Raw genomic sequence first — 17,404 nt, forward strand, 5'->3', positions numbered from 1 at the left:
TGCCGCTGGATGCGGCGCGGTGCAGTATCAGTAAGGTGACGCGGGAAGAATGTAGGGTGACTCAGCAGTCGGGCAGTTGAAAACCACCCCCCCGACGTAGGAAACATGACCTCATGCAGACGAGACCATGCTTCCCACCGGTTGCCATCAGCGGGTGATGGTGCGCAGGGTAACGAACTCTTCGGCGGCAGTCGGGTGAACGCCGATGGTCTCGTCGAACTGCTGCTTGGTGGCGCCGGCCTTGAGGGCAATCCCCAGCCCCTGGATGATCTCGCCGGCGTCCGGGCCGACCATGTGGCAGCCCAGCACCTTGTCGGTCTCGGCATCGACCACCAGCTTCATCAGGGTCTTCTCCTGGATGTCGGTAAGGGTCAGCTTCATGGCGCGGAAGCGGCTTTCGAAGATCTGCACCTTGTGCCCGGCTTCCAGGGCCTGCTCTTCGCTCAGGCCCACGGTGCCGATCGGTGGCTGGCTGAACACTGCCGTGGGGATGTTGCGGTAATCCACCGGGCGGTACTGCTCGGGCTTGAACAGGCGCCGTGCCACGGCCATGCCTTCGGCCAGGGCGACCGGGGTGAGCTGCACGCGGCCGATCACGTCACCAATGGCCAGGATCGACGCTGCGGTGGTCTGGTACTGATCATCGACCCGGATGAAGCCGCGCGCGTCCAGTTCCACGCCGGTGTTCTCCAGGCCCAGGTTGTCGAGCATCGGGCGGCGGCCGGTGGCGTAGAACACGCAATCGGCGAGCAACTCGCGGCCGTCGTTGAGGGTGGCCTTGAGGCTGCCATCTTCGAGCTTGTCGATGCGCTGGATGTCGGCGTTGAACTGCAGGTCCAGGCCGCGCTTTTCCAGCTCTTCCTTGAGGTGGGTGCGCACCGAGCCGTCAAAGCCACGCAGGAACAGATCGCCGCGATACAGCAAGCTGGTGGTGGCGCCCAGGCCGTGGAAAATGCCGGCGAACTCGACCGCGATGTAACCGCCGCCGACCACCAGCACCCGGCGAGGCAGGTCCTTGAGGTAGAACGCTTCGTTGGAGGTGATGGCCAGCTCCTTGCCGGGGATGTCCGGCACCTGTGGCCAGCCACCGGTGGCAATGAGAATGTGCTTGGCGCTGTAGCGCTGGCCTTCCACTTCCACTTCATTGGCACCGGTCAGCCGCGCATGGCCCTGCAACAGGGTGACCCCGCTGTTTAGCAGCAGGTTGCGGTAGATGCCATTGAGGCGTTCGATTTCGCGGTTCTTGTTGGCGATCAGCGTTCCCCAGTCGAAGTGCCCTTCCTCCAGGGTCCAGCCGAAACCTGCCGCCTGCTCCAGTTCGTCGGCAACGTGGGCGCCGTACACCAGCAGTTTTTTCGGCACGCAGCCGACGTTGACGCAGGTACCGCCCAGGTAGCGGCTCTCGGCCACTGCCACTTTCGCCCCGAAGCCAGCAGCAAAGCGCGCCGCGCGCACACCGCCGGACCCGGCGCCAATCACGAACAGATCAAAATCGTAGGCCATGTATTCAGTCTCCTAGGCAGGCGCCCAGCATAACGCCGTTGGCGGCCGCAAACAAAAAAGCCACCCCGAAGGGTGGCTTTGCGGCCAGCAGGCTTATTAGTAAGCCTTGCCGGTCTTGTAGTAGTTCTCAAAGCAGAAGTTGGTCGCGTCGATGTAGCCTTCGGCACCACCGCAGTCGAAACGCTTGCCCTTGAACTTGTAGGCAATCACGCAGCCGTTCTGTGCCTGCTGCATCAGCGCGTCGGTGATCTGGATCTCGCCACCTTTGCCCGGCTCGGTGTTGGCGATGATATCGAAGATATCCGGGGTGAGGATGTAGCGGCCGATGATCGCCAGGTTGGACGGGGCGTCTTCCGGCTTCGGCTTCTCGACCATGTTGGTGACCCGGAAGATGTCGTCACGGATCATGTCGCCGGCGATCACGCCGTACTTGTTGGTTTCCTGCGGGTCGACTTCCTGGATGGCGACGATCGAGCAGCGGAACTGGTTGTACAGCTTGACCATCTGGGTCAGCACGCCGTCACCTTCCGGGTTGACGCACAGGTCGTCCGCCAGCACCACGGCGAACGGCTCGTCGCCGATCAGCGGGCGGCCGGTGAGGATGGCGTGGCCCAGGCCTTTCATTTCGGTCTGGCGGGTATAGGAGAACGAGCACTCGTCGAGCAGGCGACGGATACCGACCAGGTATTTTTCCTTGTCGGTGCCCTTGATCTGGTTTTCCAGCTCGTAGCTGATGTCGAAGTGGTCTTCCAGGGCACGCTTGCCGCGCCCGGTAACGATGGAGATCTCGTTCAGACCGGCATCCAGTGCCTCTTCAACGCCATACTGGATCAGTGGCTTGTTGACCACCGGCAGCATTTCCTTGGGCATGGCTTTGGTAGCGGGCAGGAAGCGGGTGCCGTAACCGGCTGCCGGGAACAAGCATTTTTTGATCATATACGTCCTTACAAAAGGCTAGGCCTGTGGAATTCGGCGCAGTCTAATCAGGCGGCAGGCACCTTACAATGCCCTACCGCTGGCCGACCGTTGGGAAGATAGAGATAACCCAGTGTAGATAGTTCCAAGGGAAGGTAAATATTGCTGTCATACATGAACGCTGGATGACAGCCGTGGCGTTCGACCGCACCGGCCTCTTCGCGGTTGAACCCGCTGCCACAGGGTACTGCAACAGCCTTCGAAACTGTGCAGCCCCTGGTCGCAGCAGGCCCACCCGCGACGAGTCCGGTACAGGCCATCAGCTACCGCTGCCCTGGCCGATCAGCACCCCGTCCACCTTCTGCCCATACAGGTTCACGCCGTCATTGGCGTGGAATTTCAGCCGTGTCTTCTCGATGGAGCCTTCCACCAACCGCGGGTCCTGCGGCCGTTCATGGCGGTTGATCCAGGCTGCCACGTCCCAGGCCTGCTGGTCGCTGAGGCTGCCCGGCTGGCCCAGCGGCATGTTGTACTTGATGAACGACGCCGCCGTGTTGATGCGGTGCATGCCGGCCCCCCAGTTGTAGGAGTCCTTGCCCCACAGCGGCGGCATCACGTATTCGCCGGCCACCTTCTGCCCTTCGCCATTGTCGCCATGGCAGATCGCGCATTGTTCGCGGTACACCTGCTGGCCACGCTTGAAGTCGTAGCCGCCCTTGGGCTGCGCCACCTCCGGGTAACCGCGCCCGGCAATCTCCACGCCCGTCGGCGCCTTGGTCGACAACCAGTACGAATACACTGCCAACGCAGTCATCTGCGGGCTGTCGGCGGCCGGCGGCTTGCCGTTCATGCTGAACTGGAAACACCCTTGGATACGTTCGGCGTAGGTGTTGACCTTGTCGTTTTTCTTGCGGTACGCGGGGTACATCGGGTACGCCCCCCACATCGGCGCGGAATGCGCCAGCCGGCCCTGGTCGAGGTGGCAATTGCTGCAGTTCATGCCGTTGCCCACGGCCTCAGGCATCAGCCGGCGGGTATCGACGAACAATGCATGCCCCTCGCGCACCATCTTGCCGAAGGCATTGTCGGGCAAGTCGCTTTCGGCAGGCGGCACGAACTGCGGCGCGGCCTGCACGCCTGGCACTTTCAATTGCGACTGGTCTTCCATGGCGATCTGGGCAGCCTGGGCGCTGCCCATGGCCAGCAGCAACAAGCTTGGCAGCAGCGGTTTCATGGCGTGACCTCCTGGCTGGCGGGGCGGGCGAAGAACTCGGCAATGGCCTTGACCTCGGCATCGGTCATGGCCTTGGCCACACCGACCATCAACTGGTTGGGGTCATTGCTGCGGCTGCCATCGCGCCAGGCGTTGAGCTGCGCCATCAGGTAACTGGCGGGCTGGCCAGCCAAGGGCGGGAAGTGCTCGCCAACGCCACTGCCGCCCGGGCCGTGGCATTGCACGCAGCCGGGGATCTGCCGGCTCCAGTCGCCGTACAGGGCCATGCGGGTGGTGGGGTCATTGGCGATCTGCTGACGGCGCAGTTCGCCAGCAGGGCTGGCCGGCAGGCTGGCCAGGTAGCTGCTGACCGCGTCGATCTCGTCATCGCTCAACGCCTTGGCCAACGGCTCCATCACCGGCTGCTTGCGGCTGCCGCTGCGCCAGTCATGCAACTGTTTGCGCAGGTAGCCGGCCGGCAGCCCGGCCAGGCGCGGAAAGCCGGCAGCGGCAATGCCCTTGCCGTCCGGGCCATGGCAACCCAGGCAAGCCATGGCGGCGGGGTTGGCCCCGCCCTGGGTGAACACCTTCTGGCCATCGGCGGCATGCGCCGCAGGCCAGGCCAGGATCAGCAGGCTGCCGACCACGACACGTCCCAAGGGTGTCATCACGAATCTCCTTTTCTATTGTTATATGCTTAGGCCTAAAACATATAAGCAAAAGGAGCACGATCAGTTGCCCTGGATCAACTCCCGGAGATGCATTGGGTGGCCGCGGTGCGCACGTCGCCCAGGCGCAGCGGGAAGTTGTTCAGCCGTTCGTGCAGCTTGATGCTGCTGCCGCTGCCACGCTTGTCGATGTCCACCAGCGCCGCCGGGCCCGCGCCCGCGCTGAGCTTCTGCGGCACGATCAGGCGCAGGCCATCGCCACGCTGCTCTTCCTGCAGCGGGTCACGCGTATCGGCCAGCTTGTGCTTGACGCAATCGGCATAGGCGCGCGGAGACTTGCCAGAAATAACGTCCAGCGTCTCATGCGATTGTTCCAGCTCCGCGACACTTACGCAGCCACCCAGCGTCAGCGACAACGCCGCCACCATCCACTTCATTTGCAGCACCTCTGCCATCAAGAATCCGCTTCGACCACGACCAGGCGGTTTTGCTCCCTGCTTTGGCAGATTTATCTGCGCCTGGCCGAACAGCGCGGCAGTGTAACCCGACATCGTGGTATCGTTTGCCTTTGCAGAACCAATCCTTGCGGAGCATCACATGAAATTCGTACACCAGCGCGAGCACCTGAACGAGGACGACATCGTCGTCATCGAGTGCTCCCAGCGCTGCAACATCCGCCTGATGAACGACGCCAACTTCCGCAGCTTCAAGAACGGCGGCCGTCACACCTACCACGGCGGCCATTTCGACAAGTTCCCGGCGAAGATCACCGTGCCCAGTACCGGCTTCTGGAACATCACCATCGATACCGTGACCACGCGCCCGATCTCGGTGACCCGCAAGCCAACCTTGACCCACAAGATCAAGATCGTCCGTCGTTCGTCGTCGAAACTCAGGTAAGGCCACCATGACCCAGACCATCAAGTACGTCATCAAATACAAACTCGACGGCCAGCGCCGCTGGGACTTCGCGCAGATGCCCGACGCCTCCCTCGAGCAAGCCCTGGAAGCCCTGCGCAAGATCCACGGCGAAGACGCCGAGAAGATCAGCGACATCCAGGTCAGCAAAGCCTTGTAACCCCCGCCCCCGCCGCACCGCTCGCCCGCGCAAGGAGAACCGCATGAGCCACTGGCCCGACCGCCGTATCCTCGACCTGCTGGGCATTGAACTGCCCATTCTCCAGGCGCCGATGGCGGGCGCCAGCGGTGCGCCCATGGCCATTGCCGTGGGCCTTGCGGGTGGGCTGGGGGCCCTGCCCTGCGCCATGCTCACGGGTGACCAGGTGCGCGCCGAAATCGCCGCCTTCCGTGCCGGCTGCCCGGGCCGGCCGCTGAACCTGAACTTCTTCTGCCACCAGCCGCCAGCGCCCGATGCCGAGCGCGATGCACGCTGGAAGCAGGCACTCGAGCCGTATTACCAGGAAGTGGGTGCGGATTTCGCAGCCGCCACCCCCGTGTCCAACCGCGCGCCTTTCGATGAGCAGAGCTGCCAACTGGTCGAGCAATTGCGCCCGGAGGTGGTGAGCTTCCACTTCGGCCTGCCCCAGCGCGAGCTGCTGCAACGGGTAAAGGCCAGCGGTGCCAAGGTGTTGTCCAGCGCCACCACCGTGGAAGAAGCGGTATGGCTGGAAGGCCATGGCTGTGATGCGATCATCGCCATGGGGTATGAAGCGGGCGGCCATCGCGGCATGTTCCTCAGCGACGACATCACCAGCCAGATCGGCACCTTCGCCCTGGTGCCGCAGGTGGCCGATGCGGTCAGCGTACCGGTGATTGCCGCTGGCGGCATCGCTGACCACCGCGGCCTGGTCGCAGCGCTGGCCCTGGGTGCCTCGGCGGTGCAGATCGGGACGGCTTACCTGTTCTGCCCCGAGGCCAAGGTCTCGCCGGCGCATCGCCAGGCACTGGACAGCGCACCCGCCAGCGACACAGCGCTGACCAACCTGTTCACCGGCCGCCCGGCGCGCGGCATCAACAACCGCATCATGCGCGAGTTGGGGCCGATGAGCGAACTGGCACCGCGCTTCCCGCTGGCCGGTGGTGCACTGATGCCGTTACGGGCGATCACCGAGCCACAGGGCAACAGCGACTTCAGCAACCTGTGGTCGGGGCAAGCGTTGCGCCTGGGCCGGCACCACCCGGCGGGCCAGTTGACCCGCGAAATTGCCGAGAAAGCGCTGGCCGTGGTCGGGCGGCCGGCCTTCTCGTAGGCAGGCTCGGCCTCATTGCGGCTGAACCCGCACCTACAGGGCCATCACAACATTCGGACGCTGTGCAGTACCTGTGGGGGCGGATCTACCGGCGAACAGGCCGGGCCTGCCGATGCCCCCTTCCAGCCCCACTGCCTATCGCTATATAGTTGAGGATATAACGATAAGCCCAAGGAGCTGCGTTCATGCGTACCCGCCTTCTCCACTTGGCTGCCACCGCCCTGGCCAGCTTGTTCACCCTCAACACAGCCTGGGCCGCCGAGGTCCAGGTTGCGGTCGCAGCGAACTTCACCGCCCCCATGCAGGCTATCGCCCGGGACTTTCAGCACGACACCGGCCACACGCTGATCGCCGCCTATGGCGCCACCGGGCAGTTCTACGCCCAGATCAGCAATGGCGCCCCGTTCGAGGTATTCCTCGCCGCCGACGACAGCACACCGGCCAAGCTCGAACAGGAACAGGCCACCGTTCCAGGTTCGCGCTTCACCTACGCCATCGGCACCCTGGCCTTGTGGTCAGCCAAGCCTGGTTATGTCGACAGCCAAGGCCAGGTGCTGCAGCACAACGCCTACCAGCACCTGGCCATCGCCAACCCGAAAACCGCGCCTTACGGCCTAGCCGCCGTCCAGGTGCTGGACAAGCTGAAACTCACCGAGGCCACCCGGCCCAAGCTGGTCGAGGGGCAGAACATCACCCAGGCGTTCCAGTTCGTTTCCACCGGCAACGCCGAGCTGGGCTTCGTCGCCCTATCGCAAATCTACCAGGATGGCAAGCTTGCAAGCGGTTCGGCGTGGATCGTGCCATCGTCCCTGCACGCGCCCATTCGCCAGGACGCAGTGGTCCTGGAAAAAGGCCGGGACAACCCCGCCGCCAAGGCCCTGGTCGAGTACCTGAAAGGCCCGAAGGCCGCGGCGATCATCAAAGCCTACGGTTATGAAATCTGATGCCGCTGGACGCCACTGACCTGGGGGCCATCTGGTTGACCGTGAAACTGGCCAGCCTGACCACCCTGATCCTGCTGATCGTCGGCACGCCGATCGCGTGGTGGCTGGCGCGCACGGGCTCGTGGCTGCGCGGCCCGGTGGGCGCGCTGGTGGCCTTGCCGCTGGTGCTGCCGCCCACGGTGATCGGCTTCTACCTGCTGATCGCCCTTGGCCCGCAAGGTTGGCTGGGCCAGGCGACCCAGGCGCTGGGCCTGGGCAGCGTGGTGTTCAGCTTCAGCGGCCTGGTGATCGGCTCGGTGATCTACTCCATGCCGTTCGTGGTCCAGCCGTTGCAGAATGCGTTCGCCGCCATCGGCCAGCGCCCGCTGGAAGTGGCTGCCACGCTACGCGCCAGCCCCTGGGATAGCTTCGTCCACGTGGTGTTGCCACTGGCCCGCCCAGGCTTCATCACTGCCAGCATCCTCGGCTTTGCCCATACCGTGGGCGAGTTCGGCGTGGTGTTGATGATTGGCGGCAATATCCCGGACAAGACCCGGGTCGTCTCGGTGCAGATCTTCGACCATGTCGAGGCCATGGCCTATTCGCAAGCGCACTGGCTGGCTGGCGCCATGCTGCTGTTCTCTTTCCTGGTGCTGCTGATGCTGTACGCCGGACGGCGCGGCAAAGCTGGCTGGAGCTGACATGAGCAAATCGATTGTGGCGCGCCTGGAACTGGCCCGCGACGACTTTACCCTGGCGGTCGACCTGCACCTGCCCGGGCGTGGCATCAGCGCACTGTTCGGCCACTCGGGCTCTGGCAAGACCAGCTGCCTGCGGTGCCTGGCCGGCCTGGAACGGGCCGCCAGTGCCTATATCGAGGTCAACGGCGAGGTCTGGGAAGACAGCGCGCGCGGCTACTTCCGCCCCCCGCACCTGCGCCCGGTAGGCTATGTGTTCCAGGAGGCCAGCCTGTTTGCCCACCTGACGGTGCGCGGCAACCTGGAATTCGGCTGGCGCCGGGTGGCCCCTGCCGAGCGCAAGGTCAACCTCGACCAGGCCTACCAATTGCTCGGCATCGGCCATTTGCTGGCACGCCGGCCTGCGACCTTGTCCGGTGGCGAGGCGCAGCGGGTGGGCATCGCCCGCGCACTGCTCAGCAGCCCGCGCCTGCTGCTGATGGACGAGCCGCTGGCGGCCCTCGACGGGCCACGCAAGCGCGAGATCCTGCCCTACCTGGAACGCCTGCACGACGAGCTGGACATCCCCCTGGTGTACGTCAGTCACGCCCAGGACGAAGTGGCGCGGCTGGCCGACCACCTGGTATTGCTGGAGCAAGGCCAGGCGGTGGCCAGCGGCCCGGTCGGCGAAACCCTGGCCCGCCTCGACCTGGCGCTGGCCCAGGGCGAGGACGCCGGCGTGGTGTTCGACGGCCTGGTGGTGGGCCACGACCCACACTACGACCTGCTCACCCTGCGCCTGCCCGGCGCCAATGGGCCGCTGCTGCGCATCGCCCACCCGCCCCAGGTGATGGGCAGCACCTTGCGGGTCAAGGTGCAGGCGCGTGACATCAGCCTTGCGCTGACCGCCGATGGCACCTCGAGTATCCTCAATCGCCTGCCGGTGCGCGTGCGCCAAAGCCAGCCGGCGGCCAACCCGGCCCATGTGCTGGTCAGCCTGGATGCCGACGGCAATGCCCTGCTGGCGCGTATCACCCGCTTCTCGGCAGACCAGCTCGGCCTGCACCCGGGCCAGCTGCTGTTCGCCCAGATCAAGTCGGTGGCCTTGCTGGGCTGAGCATCCACCGCGTGGCCGCTGTCCATTGATCAGTCAACCTGATCGAGGCCTGCTGCCGATGCCCGACTGCCCGCTCCCCGCAACGCTGCATTACGTCGATGACAGCCAGCCTGGCCTGAGCCGCCGACACTGGCGGGACCGCTTCATCTACCTGGACGCCGAAGGCCAGCGGGTACGTGACCCGGACACCCTGGCACGTATCGCCGCACTGGTGATTCCCCCGGCCTACACCGACGTGTGGATATGCGCCGACCCACAGGGCCACCTGCAAGCGACCGGGCGCGACGCCCGTGGCCGCAAGCAATACCGCTACCACGCCCAATGGCGAGAGCTGCGCGACCAGCACAAGTACGGGCGCATGCTGGCCTTCGCCCAGGCGTTGCCGAAGCTGCGCGAACAACTGGAGGCGCACCTGGCCCGCCCGGGCCTGGATCGGGAAAAGGTCATGGCCCTGGTGGTCAGCCTGCTCGACCACACGCTGATCCGCATCGGTAACCAACGCTACCTGCGTGACAACCAGTCCTACGGGCTGACTACCCTGCGCAACCGCCACGTGCAAGTCAAAGGCAGCACCATTCGCTTCCAGTTCCGTGGCAAGCGTGGCGTCGAACACAACGTCACCCTCAACGACCGGCGCCTGGCCAGCCTGCTCAAGCGCTGCATGGAGTTGCCCGGCCAGGCGCTGTTCCAGTACCTGGATGAAGACGGCCAACGCCATAGCGTCGGCTCCAGCGAGGTGAACCAGTTTCTGCAACAGTTGACCGGTGCCGACTTCACCGCCAAGGACTACCGCACCTGGGCCGGCAGCCGCCTGGCCCTGGACCTGCTGCGGCCGCTGGCCTGGGAGCCCGAGAGCGAAGCCCGGCGCCAGGTCAGCGCCATCGTCCGCCAGGTGGCCACGCGCCTGGGCAACACACCGGCGGTGTGCAGGCGCTGTTATATCCACCCGGCAGTACTGGAACACTTTGCCGCAGGGCGCCTGGCCAACTTGCCAAAAAGCCGCGTGCGCAAGGGCCTGGACCGAGAAGAAGTGGCTTTATTGCTATTTCTTCAGGCACTTGAGGAACAGCCGGACCATTAACCTGGTCTATTCAGCCCATGATGCGAAGAAATTTCCCATTGGGCGCCAAGCCCCCTATTCTTGCCACCGAGCACCTTGGCCGACAAACCCCTGGCGGTTTGCTTCGGCACCTGCGACTGAAGACACGCAACAGAATTTGTCTGTCGGGGAATTACTATCCGCCGAAAGCGTCTTTAATGAGAAGGAAGAGGGACAAGCTCCCGCCGCCGTGGCAACTAGCCCGACGGACTTTTACATCACCAAGGAGAACTACATGCTGATACTCACCCGTAAGGTTGGCGAAAGCATCGTCATCAATGATGACATCAAAGTCACCATTCTGGGCGTCAAGGGGATGCAGGTGAGGATCGGTATCGATGCACCGAAAGATGTCCAGGTCCATCGTGAAGAGATCTTCAAGCGTATCCAGGCCGGCAGCCCGGCCCCGGAAAAGCACGACGACTCGCACTGAGCGACCCGCCTCAAGCCGCACGGACGCGCTTGACCGCCCCGCGCCTCAGGTGCCGAGCAGTTCGCGCACCTTGGCGATCATACCGTCCATGTCGAACGGCTTGTCGAACACCGCGGCGAACAGTTCCGGGCGCCCCTGGTTGGCTTGCGCCCCACTCATGAGGATGACCGGCAGGTCGCTCAAGTCCGGGTCCTGGCGCATCGAACGCACCAGTTCCTCACCGTTGAGCAGCGGCATCATGTAGTCGGTAATTACCAGTTGAACGCGCTTTTCCTTCAGCGCTTCCAGGGCCTTCAGGCCATTGCTGGCCTTTTCTACCAGAAAGCCTTCGTCCTCCAGGGCAAAACCGAGGATATCGGCAATCAGGTATTCGTCATCGACGATCAGGATGGTGTTCATTGGCCCGCCCCGTCAGCCACTTCCCTGTGGCACCGGCGTTCCTGAAAGCACTCCACAGGCGCCTTCGAACGCCTTGCGCAAGGTAAGGCCTTGTGGCCCGATCTGCAGCTCGTGCAAGGCCGGGTCGTGATGGCTGTCACGCACCTTGAGGATCGACAGCATGCGCCGCAGCTGCGAATCCAGCTCGACGAAACGCATCAGCATCAGGTTGTCGACGATGCTCGACAGGTCTGGCGCCGGGGCGCTGATTTCCGCACCGAAGATATCGCGCATTTCCCAGGTGAGCATCACGCTGACGTCACGCGCGCGCAGCTCGCCGGTCAAGGCGCGGAAAAATGCATTGAGCCGCGCCGGGTCGATGGCCAGGCGGCTGAACGCCCCCAGGCTGTCGATCAGCACGCGCTTACTGCCTTGTGCCTCGACCCGCTCCAGCAGGCGCGCCCCGACCTGATCGAGCAGGCCTTCTGTGGTTGGCTGCCAGCACAGCTGCAGGCTGCCGCGCTGCTCCATCGCGACAAAATCGTGCCCCAACGACGCGGCCTTGACACGCAAGCGTTCCGGCGTTTCGTAGAAGCCGAAATGCAGCCCCGGCGCCTGCGGGCTGCTGGCACCGAGGAAGGCCAGGCCCAATGAGGTCTTGCCAATACCGGAGGGCCCGATCAGCAGGCTGACCGAGCCCGTGGCCAGGCCACCGCCAAGCATTTCATCCAGGGTTGCCACGCCGCAGCTGACCCGCTCCCGGGTGGCAGTGCCCGCAGAGCTGGGGTGGCCGAACAGCGACTCCAGGCGCGGGTAGACGTGCAGGCCGGCTTCATCGATGAGGCATTCGTGGCGCCCCGACAGCGCCGCACTGCCGCGCGTCTTGCGCAGCTGAATATGGCGCACGGCACGGCTGCCGAACAGTTGCTCGCCCAGCTCGATCACGCCGTCGACCATGGTGTGCTCCGGGCTGCCCTCTTCCAGGCGCGCACTGGTCAACAGCAGTACGGTGCAGCCGGCAAACGCCGCATGGCCTTGCAATTCGGAGACGAACTTCTTGGTATCCAGCGTGGTTTCTGCGCGCACGCGGGCATTGAGCACGCCATCGACGATCAACAGGCTGGCCTGTTGCCGGGCGATTTCCTGGCGCAGCAGCCGCACCACCGCGTCCAGGCCCTCCTGCTCCAGGGTGTCGAAGGCGCTGACGAACTGGATCGGGTCGCCGACCAGCGACGGGTCGAAGAACTCCAGGGTCGCCAGGTACTGGAACAGCCGCTCGTGCGACTCGCTGAGCAAGGTCGCCACCAGTACCCGGCCACCGCCGCGCACATGCCCGCAGGCCAGCTGGTTGGCAAGAATGGTCTTGCCGGCCCCCGGCGGGCCCTGCACGATATAGGACGCACCGGCCACCAGGCCACCCTTCAACAACGCATCGAGCCCTTCGATGCCCGTCACCAGCCGCCTGAGTGCCTGAGCCATGGTATCTACCTGTCGAGTTGGCTGTGTGTCTGGTCCTGATAGATTGGCAAGTAAAGCTGCATGCAAGTTCCCTGGCCGGGTTCACTCTCGACACGGATCGCGCCACCGCTCTGCCTGGCGAAGCCGTATACCTGACAGAGGCCCAGGCCGGTACCCTTGCCAAAGGGTTTGGTGGTGAAGAACGGCTCGAAGATCCGCGGCAGTACCGCCGGTGCAATCCCTTCGCCGCTGTCCTCCACCTCGAAACGCACAAAACCGCCGTGCAGCCCTTCCACCTCGCCAGCCAGCTCGACCACATCGACGGTCAAGCCGATCCGGCCCTGCCCGGCAATGGCATCGCGGGCATTGAACAGCAGGTTGAGCAGCACCATCTGCAACTGCCCGGCATCCACCTCGATCAGCGGCAGGTCCGGTTGCAGCAGCACCTTCAGCTCGATCGAACCCGGCAGCGCATGCTCCAGAAGGCCGCGCGTGGCGGCGACAAGGCTGGCCGGGGCGACGCGGGTCACATCGAACGTGCGATGGCGGGCAAAGCTGAGCAACTGCTGGGTCAGTTCAGTCCCCCGCTGCCCGGCGTCGAGAATGTGCTGCAGCATGCGCTGGGCGCGTGCCGGGTCCTTGGTGGACAGGGCCAGGTGCGCCGAGCTGATGATGATGGTCAACAGGTTGTTGAAATCGTGGGCCAGACCGCCGGTCAACTGGCCCAGTGCTTCCAGCTTCTGGGCCTGGAACAGCTGGGCGCGTACCGCATCCAGTTGCAGCGCCGCCTCGCGGCGATCGGTGATATCGCGGATGACCTTGGCCAGGCCAACAACCTGGCCAAGGTCATCATGGATCACATGCAGCACGGCCAAGGCCCAGAACTGCGTGCCATCCTTGCGCACCCGCCAGCCTTCGTCCTGCGCGCTACCCTGCTCCAATGCCTGCCGCAACAAATGCTCGGGGCGGCCCTCGGCACAATCCTGGGTGGTGAAGAACAACGAGAAATGCTGGCCGATCACTTCATCGGCGCGGTAGCCCTTGATGCGTTGCGCACCGGCATTCCACGACACCACATGGCCGGTCGGGTCGAGCATATAGATGGCGTAATCCACCACCGACTGGACCAATTGCTCATAGCGGTGGTCAGGCATGACGGGGTCGAGACAGTCGGCTGAAACCATGCAAACTCCACCGGTACGGCAGGAAAGGAAAAATACACGCGGCCGAACGAACCCACCAGCCTGCTCGCGCGTGGCTGGGCCCGCAGGGTGAGCGAAGCTCAGTGCTCGGCGTCAACCGATACCGAGCCGATGCACCACGGCATCGTCACTTTGAGCAGCCACAGGCTGACCAGCAGTATAAAGCCACCACCGGCCAAAGCCATCAGCTGCTGCGACTGCGCGTGTTCGGCATCGAACCCCAGCATCACCAAGTACACGCCGAGGCTGATCAGGCAAACATAAAGAAAGGCGCCCAACACCAGCACGTGCGCGAACAGCAGCCGCCACAAAAGCCGTTGGTACAGGATACGCTGCGAAGCTTCGGATTGAGTCATCGCCGCACACTCATTGGATCCAATGAAAAGGGACAGTGGCGCATTGACAGCAAGGTGTCAATTACCCCTTCGATCGACCCCTTCTCTGTTGATCATAGGTGCTGCGGTTGACTCAACTATAACGATGGGTTATAAAGCGCGCTTGAATGCGAAGCCCTTCTGCTTAGAAGCGAGCCGGTCCTCACGACCCCTTCAAGCGTGCGAGTGTGGTGGAATTGGTATACACAGCAGACTTAAAATCTGTCGGCGTGAGCCTTGCGGGTTCGAGTCCCGCCACTCGCACCAAATTCCTTTGAAAAGGCGCCTTCAAGGCGCCTTTTTGTTGCGCGCCAGCAAGCCTCGGCGCAGCTGCTAGAGTGGAGCATGTACTGGTCCACTGGAACGCTGCCATGCGCTACTCACTGTTCGATGGTCAACGCGACATACTCCTGCTGGTCGCCCGAGTGACACTGATGATCCTGTTCCTCTTGTCTGGCTGGGGCAAGCTGACCGGTTTCGATGGCACGGTCGGCTACATGACCTCGCTGGGTGCCCCTGCCCCGATGCTGGCAGCAGCAGTTGCCGTGCTCATGGAATTCGTTGTCGGCATCCTGCTGATCCTCGGCTTCTACACCCGGCCACTGGCGTTCCTGTTCGCCCTGTTCGTGCTGGGCACCGCGTTGCTGGGCCACCCGTTCTGGAACATGGTCGACCCGGAGCGCAGTGCCAACCTGACCCAGTTCCTGAAAAACCTCAGCATCATGGGCGGTCTGCTGGCGCTGGCCGTCAGCGGCCCCGGGCGTTTTTCAGTAGACGGTCGCTGAATCACTCCTCTTCGCAGTCGTCGAACCACGCTGGGTGATCGCGCTCTTCGTCATCGAGGTCATCCAGCGATTCTTCGTCTTCCTCGATGTCATCCTCGATGCCTCGGGCATCGGCTTCTGCTTCACTGTCGTCGTACAGGAATTCGTGATCAAGCAGGTGATCATGCTCGGGTTCGTGCAGGTCGTCTTCGTCGCGCATGCTGGCTCCTGGGCTCGTGGCAGGCCTGTATAGGCTGATCAACCGCACAGGTCAATGCATTACCGTTTAATGCTGGGTTAACCGGCCGAGTCCAACCTGCAGGCTCTCCCTTCAAACGTTGCTTGCCCGCCTTTCCCGGCGGGCTTTTTTATGGCTGCCACTCTCCCCCTGTCCAATGCAGGAAAATCACAGGGAACCCGGCCCATGCTGGCCACGCTCGCAAATGATGCAGGACCTTTGTTTTTCAAGGAGAGCATCCATGACTGTAAACATCGACACCCTGATCATTACCACCCCCGTAGCCAAATCCGCCACCGACCCGGTCGCCCTGGAATTGACCGGCGCCCAGGCGCTGGCCACGCTGCCCGAGGTGGTTGCCCGCCTGAGTGATGGCTCGGTGCGCCTGACCGCCCCGACCAAGGGCGCCTCCAGCAAAAGCACCCACCGCACCCGCTGCGAGTGGAAGGAGCCCGTCTACTGGGCACTGAACAGCGCTGCCCGGCACCGCAACCACCAGACCATGGTCCTGGAGAAGGTCAACCTGGCGCAGAAAGTGGTGATTTCCCAGCTGCATGTCAAAGACGATGACAGCCCACCTATCAAGGTGTTCTGGAACAAGGCCAGAATAACCGTCGGTTTCCGTACCGAATTCAACCAGCTCACTACCAGCAGCAGCACGGTACTGACCGACGTCCCGCTGGGGGCGCGCTTCGACATCACCATCGAGGTAACGGCGGCCGGCGCCTGCACGGTCAGCGCCAGCTGCAATGGCCGCACCGGCACGACCTCGGGCCTCCAACTGAACAATACCTGGGCCACGCGCACGCTGAAATTCCATGGCGGGGTGTACAACCAGGTGGACTACACCGATACCACGCCGCCCGAGGACGGCTCGGTGTGCGTGATCAGCCAGCTTGACCTGAGCCATGCGTGACACTCCCATCACCTGAGCTTCACAAAATGCTGACATCCGGCTGGGCACACTGACCCTGCTCCCTAATGTTCTTACAGCCCGCCGCATCCTTGCCGCGGGCTTTTCTTTTTGCGGCATACGCAGCGCCCCTGAGCATGACCTGAAGCAGTTTTACCGTAGCGGCCCGGGGCTATGCTTAGCCGGCGATAAGCAAGCCCATTCGGAACAGGATACGGAGGCTCATATGAAAGCTGCTGTTGTTGCCCCAGGCCGTCGCGTAGAGGTGGTGGAGAAGACCTTGCGCCCACTCGAACACGGCGAGGCGCTGCTGAAGATGCAATGCTGTGGTGTGTGCCACACCGACCTGCATGTGAAAAACGGCGACTTCGGTGACAAGACCGGCGTGGTGCTGGGCCACGAAGGTATTGGCGTGGTCCAGGAGGTCGGGCCGGGCGTCACCTCGCTCAAGCCAGGCGACCGCGCCAGCGTGGCCTGGTTCTATCAGGGCTGCGGGCATTGCGAGTATTGCAACAGCGGCAATGAAACCCTGTGCCGCGAGGTGAAGAACGCCGGCTACACGGTAGACGGCGGCATGGCCGAAGCCTGCATCGTCAAGGCCGACTACTCGGTCAAAGTGCCCGACGGGCTCGACTCCGCGGCTGCCAGCAGCATTACCTGCGCCGGCGTGACCACCTACAAGGCGGTGAAGGTCTCCAACATCCGCCCCGGCCAGTGGATCGCCATCTACGGCCTCGGTGGCCTTGGCAACCTGGCGCTGCAATATGCCAGGAACGTGTTCAACGCCAAAGTGATCGCCATCGATGTCAATGACGAGCAGCTGCGCTTCGCCAGCGAGATGGGCGCCGACCTGGTGATCAATCCGCGTACCGAAGATGCTGCCAAGGTCATCCAGGCAAAGACCGGAGGCGCCCATGCGGCGGTGGTTACCGCAGTGGCCAAGGCTGCCTTCAACTCGGCGGTCGACGCACTGCGCGCCGGCGGACGACTGGTGGCAGTCGGGCTGCCATCGGAAGCCATGGACCTGAATATCCCCCGCCTGGTGCTGGACGGTATCGAAGTGGTCGGTTCGCTGGTCGGTACCCGCCAGGACCTGCAGGAAGCCTTCCAGTTTGCCGCAGAAGGGAAAGTGGTGCCGAAGGTCACGCTGCGCCCTATCGAAGATATCAACCACATCTTCGAGGAAATGCTGGAGGGCAAGATCAAAGGGCGGATGGTGATTCAGTTCGAAGGTTGACGTACACGTGCGCTGGCTGTGACTGCAGCGCACGCTACCCCTTGATAAAAGCGAACCAACCGGTGCCGCCTGGGCTCTAGTT

The 17,404-nt window shown here is 63.6% G+C and carries 21 protein-coding genes and 1 tRNA gene; 12 read left to right on the forward strand and 10 right to left on the reverse strand.

Translation table 11 applies throughout. The features are described from left to right. Positions 1-147: 147 nt before the first annotated feature. The 5 genes from gorA to HG549_RS15825 form a co-directional block, all read right to left on the reverse strand. Positions 148-1,503: a glutathione-disulfide reductase gene (gene gorA / locus HG549_RS15805; RefSeq protein ID WP_170030431.1), complete on the reverse strand. Its 1,356-nt coding sequence runs from the start codon at positions 1,501-1,503 to the stop codon at positions 148-150. A gap of 96 nt (positions 1,504-1,599) precedes the next feature. Next, on the reverse strand, positions 1,600-2,439 hold the full coding sequence (galU, locus tag HG549_RS15810; protein ID WP_013973181.1) for a UTP--glucose-1-phosphate uridylyltransferase GalU: 840 nt from the start codon (positions 2,437-2,439) through the stop codon (positions 1,600-1,602). A 298-nt stretch (positions 2,440-2,737) separates the two neighbouring features. Next, positions 2,738-3,652, reverse strand: a complete 915-nt coding sequence (locus tag HG549_RS15815) for a c-type cytochrome (protein WP_170030432.1) — start codon at positions 3,650-3,652, stop codon at positions 2,738-2,740. Beyond that, positions 3,649-4,299, reverse strand: coding sequence for a cytochrome c (locus tag HG549_RS15820; RefSeq protein ID WP_170030433.1), 651 nt, complete (start codon positions 4,297-4,299; stop codon positions 3,649-3,651). Before HG549_RS15820 ends, HG549_RS15815 begins: the two co-directional genes overlap by 4 nt. 77 nt (positions 4,300-4,376) lie before the next feature. Continuing rightward, the gene (locus tag HG549_RS15825) at positions 4,377-4,736 is read right to left on the reverse strand and encodes a hypothetical protein (protein ID WP_170030434.1); all 360 of its coding nucleotides are present in this window, start codon (positions 4,734-4,736) and stop codon (positions 4,377-4,379) included. Positions 4,737-4,896: 160 nt separating this feature from the next. Here HG549_RS15825 and HG549_RS15830 point away from each other — a divergent pair, with 160 nt between their 5' ends. From HG549_RS15830 to csrA, 8 genes are all read left to right on the forward strand, one after another. Continuing rightward, a complete protein-coding gene (locus HG549_RS15830) occupies positions 4,897-5,199 on the forward strand; it encodes a DUF1883 domain-containing protein (protein WP_004375922.1) in 303 nt (100 codons plus the stop codon). 7 nt (positions 5,200-5,206) lie between these two features. Continuing rightward, positions 5,207-5,377: a hypothetical protein gene (locus HG549_RS15835; protein ID WP_170030435.1), complete on the forward strand. Its 171-nt coding sequence runs from the start codon at positions 5,207-5,209 to the stop codon at positions 5,375-5,377. A gap of 43 nt (positions 5,378-5,420) precedes the next feature. Beyond that, entirely contained in the window at positions 5,421-6,509 is a 1,089-nt protein-coding gene (locus HG549_RS15840) for a nitronate monooxygenase family protein (protein WP_170030436.1), read from the forward strand. A 185-nt stretch (positions 6,510-6,694) separates the two neighbouring features. Further along, positions 6,695-7,453: a molybdate ABC transporter substrate-binding protein gene (modA, locus tag HG549_RS15845; RefSeq protein ID WP_170030437.1), complete on the forward strand. Its 759-nt coding sequence runs from the start codon at positions 6,695-6,697 to the stop codon at positions 7,451-7,453. Next, complete coding sequence (gene modB, locus HG549_RS15850) at positions 7,453-8,133, forward strand: molybdate ABC transporter permease subunit (protein ID WP_170030438.1); 681 nt, start codon at positions 7,453-7,455, stop codon at positions 8,131-8,133. The genes modA and modB overlap by 1 nt, the downstream gene beginning before the upstream one ends. A gap of 1 nt (position 8,134) precedes the next feature. After that, positions 8,135-9,226, forward strand: coding sequence for a molybdenum ABC transporter ATP-binding protein (gene modC, locus HG549_RS15855; RefSeq protein WP_170030439.1), 1,092 nt, complete (start codon positions 8,135-8,137; stop codon positions 9,224-9,226). 58 nt (positions 9,227-9,284) lie between these two features. Then, positions 9,285-10,307, forward strand: a complete 1,023-nt coding sequence (locus HG549_RS15860; RefSeq protein WP_170030440.1) for a DNA topoisomerase IB — start codon at positions 9,285-9,287, stop codon at positions 10,305-10,307. Positions 10,308-10,560: 253 nt separating this feature from the next. Beyond that, positions 10,561-10,758 (forward strand): carbon storage regulator CsrA, encoded by a 198-nt coding sequence (csrA, locus tag HG549_RS15865; protein WP_004375914.1) that lies wholly within the window; start codon positions 10,561-10,563, stop codon positions 10,756-10,758. Positions 10,759-10,803: 45 nt separating this feature from the next. Here csrA and HG549_RS15870 read toward each other — a convergent pair whose 3' ends face one another. From HG549_RS15870 to HG549_RS15885, 4 genes are all read right to left on the reverse strand, one after another. Further along, on the reverse strand, positions 10,804-11,157 hold the full coding sequence (locus tag HG549_RS15870) for a response regulator (protein WP_170030441.1): 354 nt from the start codon (positions 11,155-11,157) through the stop codon (positions 10,804-10,806). Positions 11,158-11,169: 12 nt separating this feature from the next. After that, positions 11,170-12,615: an ATPase domain-containing protein gene (locus HG549_RS15875; RefSeq protein WP_170030442.1), complete on the reverse strand. Its 1,446-nt coding sequence runs from the start codon at positions 12,613-12,615 to the stop codon at positions 11,170-11,172. A gap of 5 nt (positions 12,616-12,620) precedes the next feature. Continuing rightward, a complete protein-coding gene (locus HG549_RS15880; protein WP_170030443.1) occupies positions 12,621-13,778 on the reverse strand; it encodes a nitrogen regulation protein NR(II) in 1,158 nt (385 codons plus the stop codon). A gap of 98 nt (positions 13,779-13,876) precedes the next feature. Then, positions 13,877-14,152 carry a hypothetical protein gene (locus tag HG549_RS15885; protein ID WP_170030444.1) on the reverse strand — a complete coding sequence of 92 codons (276 nt, stop codon included), beginning with the start codon at positions 14,150-14,152 and terminating at the stop codon, positions 13,877-13,879. Positions 14,153-14,352: 200 nt separating this feature from the next. Here HG549_RS15885 and HG549_RS15890 point away from each other — a divergent pair. Next, a tRNA-Leu gene (locus HG549_RS15890) sits at positions 14,353-14,437 on the forward strand. 104 nt (positions 14,438-14,541) lie between these two features. Next, positions 14,542-14,955, forward strand: a complete 414-nt coding sequence (locus HG549_RS15895; protein WP_170030445.1) for a DoxX family protein — start codon at positions 14,542-14,544, stop codon at positions 14,953-14,955. Between the two features lies 1 nt (position 14,956). Here the strand turns inward: HG549_RS15895 and HG549_RS15900 are convergent, their stop codons facing one another. After that, positions 14,957-15,154 carry a hypothetical protein gene (locus HG549_RS15900; protein WP_170030446.1) on the reverse strand — a complete coding sequence of 66 codons (198 nt, stop codon included), beginning with the start codon at positions 15,152-15,154 and terminating at the stop codon, positions 14,957-14,959. 259 nt (positions 15,155-15,413) lie between these two features. On the opposite strand from HG549_RS15900, the gene HG549_RS15905 reads away from it, so the two are divergent. Next, positions 15,414-16,088 (forward strand): polysaccharide lyase family 7 protein, encoded by a 675-nt coding sequence (locus HG549_RS15905; protein ID WP_170030447.1) that lies wholly within the window; start codon positions 15,414-15,416, stop codon positions 16,086-16,088. A gap of 223 nt (positions 16,089-16,311) precedes the next feature. After that, positions 16,312-17,322: an alcohol dehydrogenase AdhP gene (gene adhP / locus HG549_RS15910; RefSeq protein ID WP_170030448.1), complete on the forward strand. Its 1,011-nt coding sequence runs from the start codon at positions 16,312-16,314 to the stop codon at positions 17,320-17,322. Positions 17,323-17,404 lie beyond the last annotated feature (82 nt).

The sequence above is a fragment of the Pseudomonas sp. SK genome (genome assembly GCF_012975065.1).
In the GTDB taxonomy this organism is placed as follows: Bacteria; Pseudomonadota; Gammaproteobacteria; order Pseudomonadales; family Pseudomonadaceae; genus Aquipseudomonas; species Aquipseudomonas anuradhapurensis.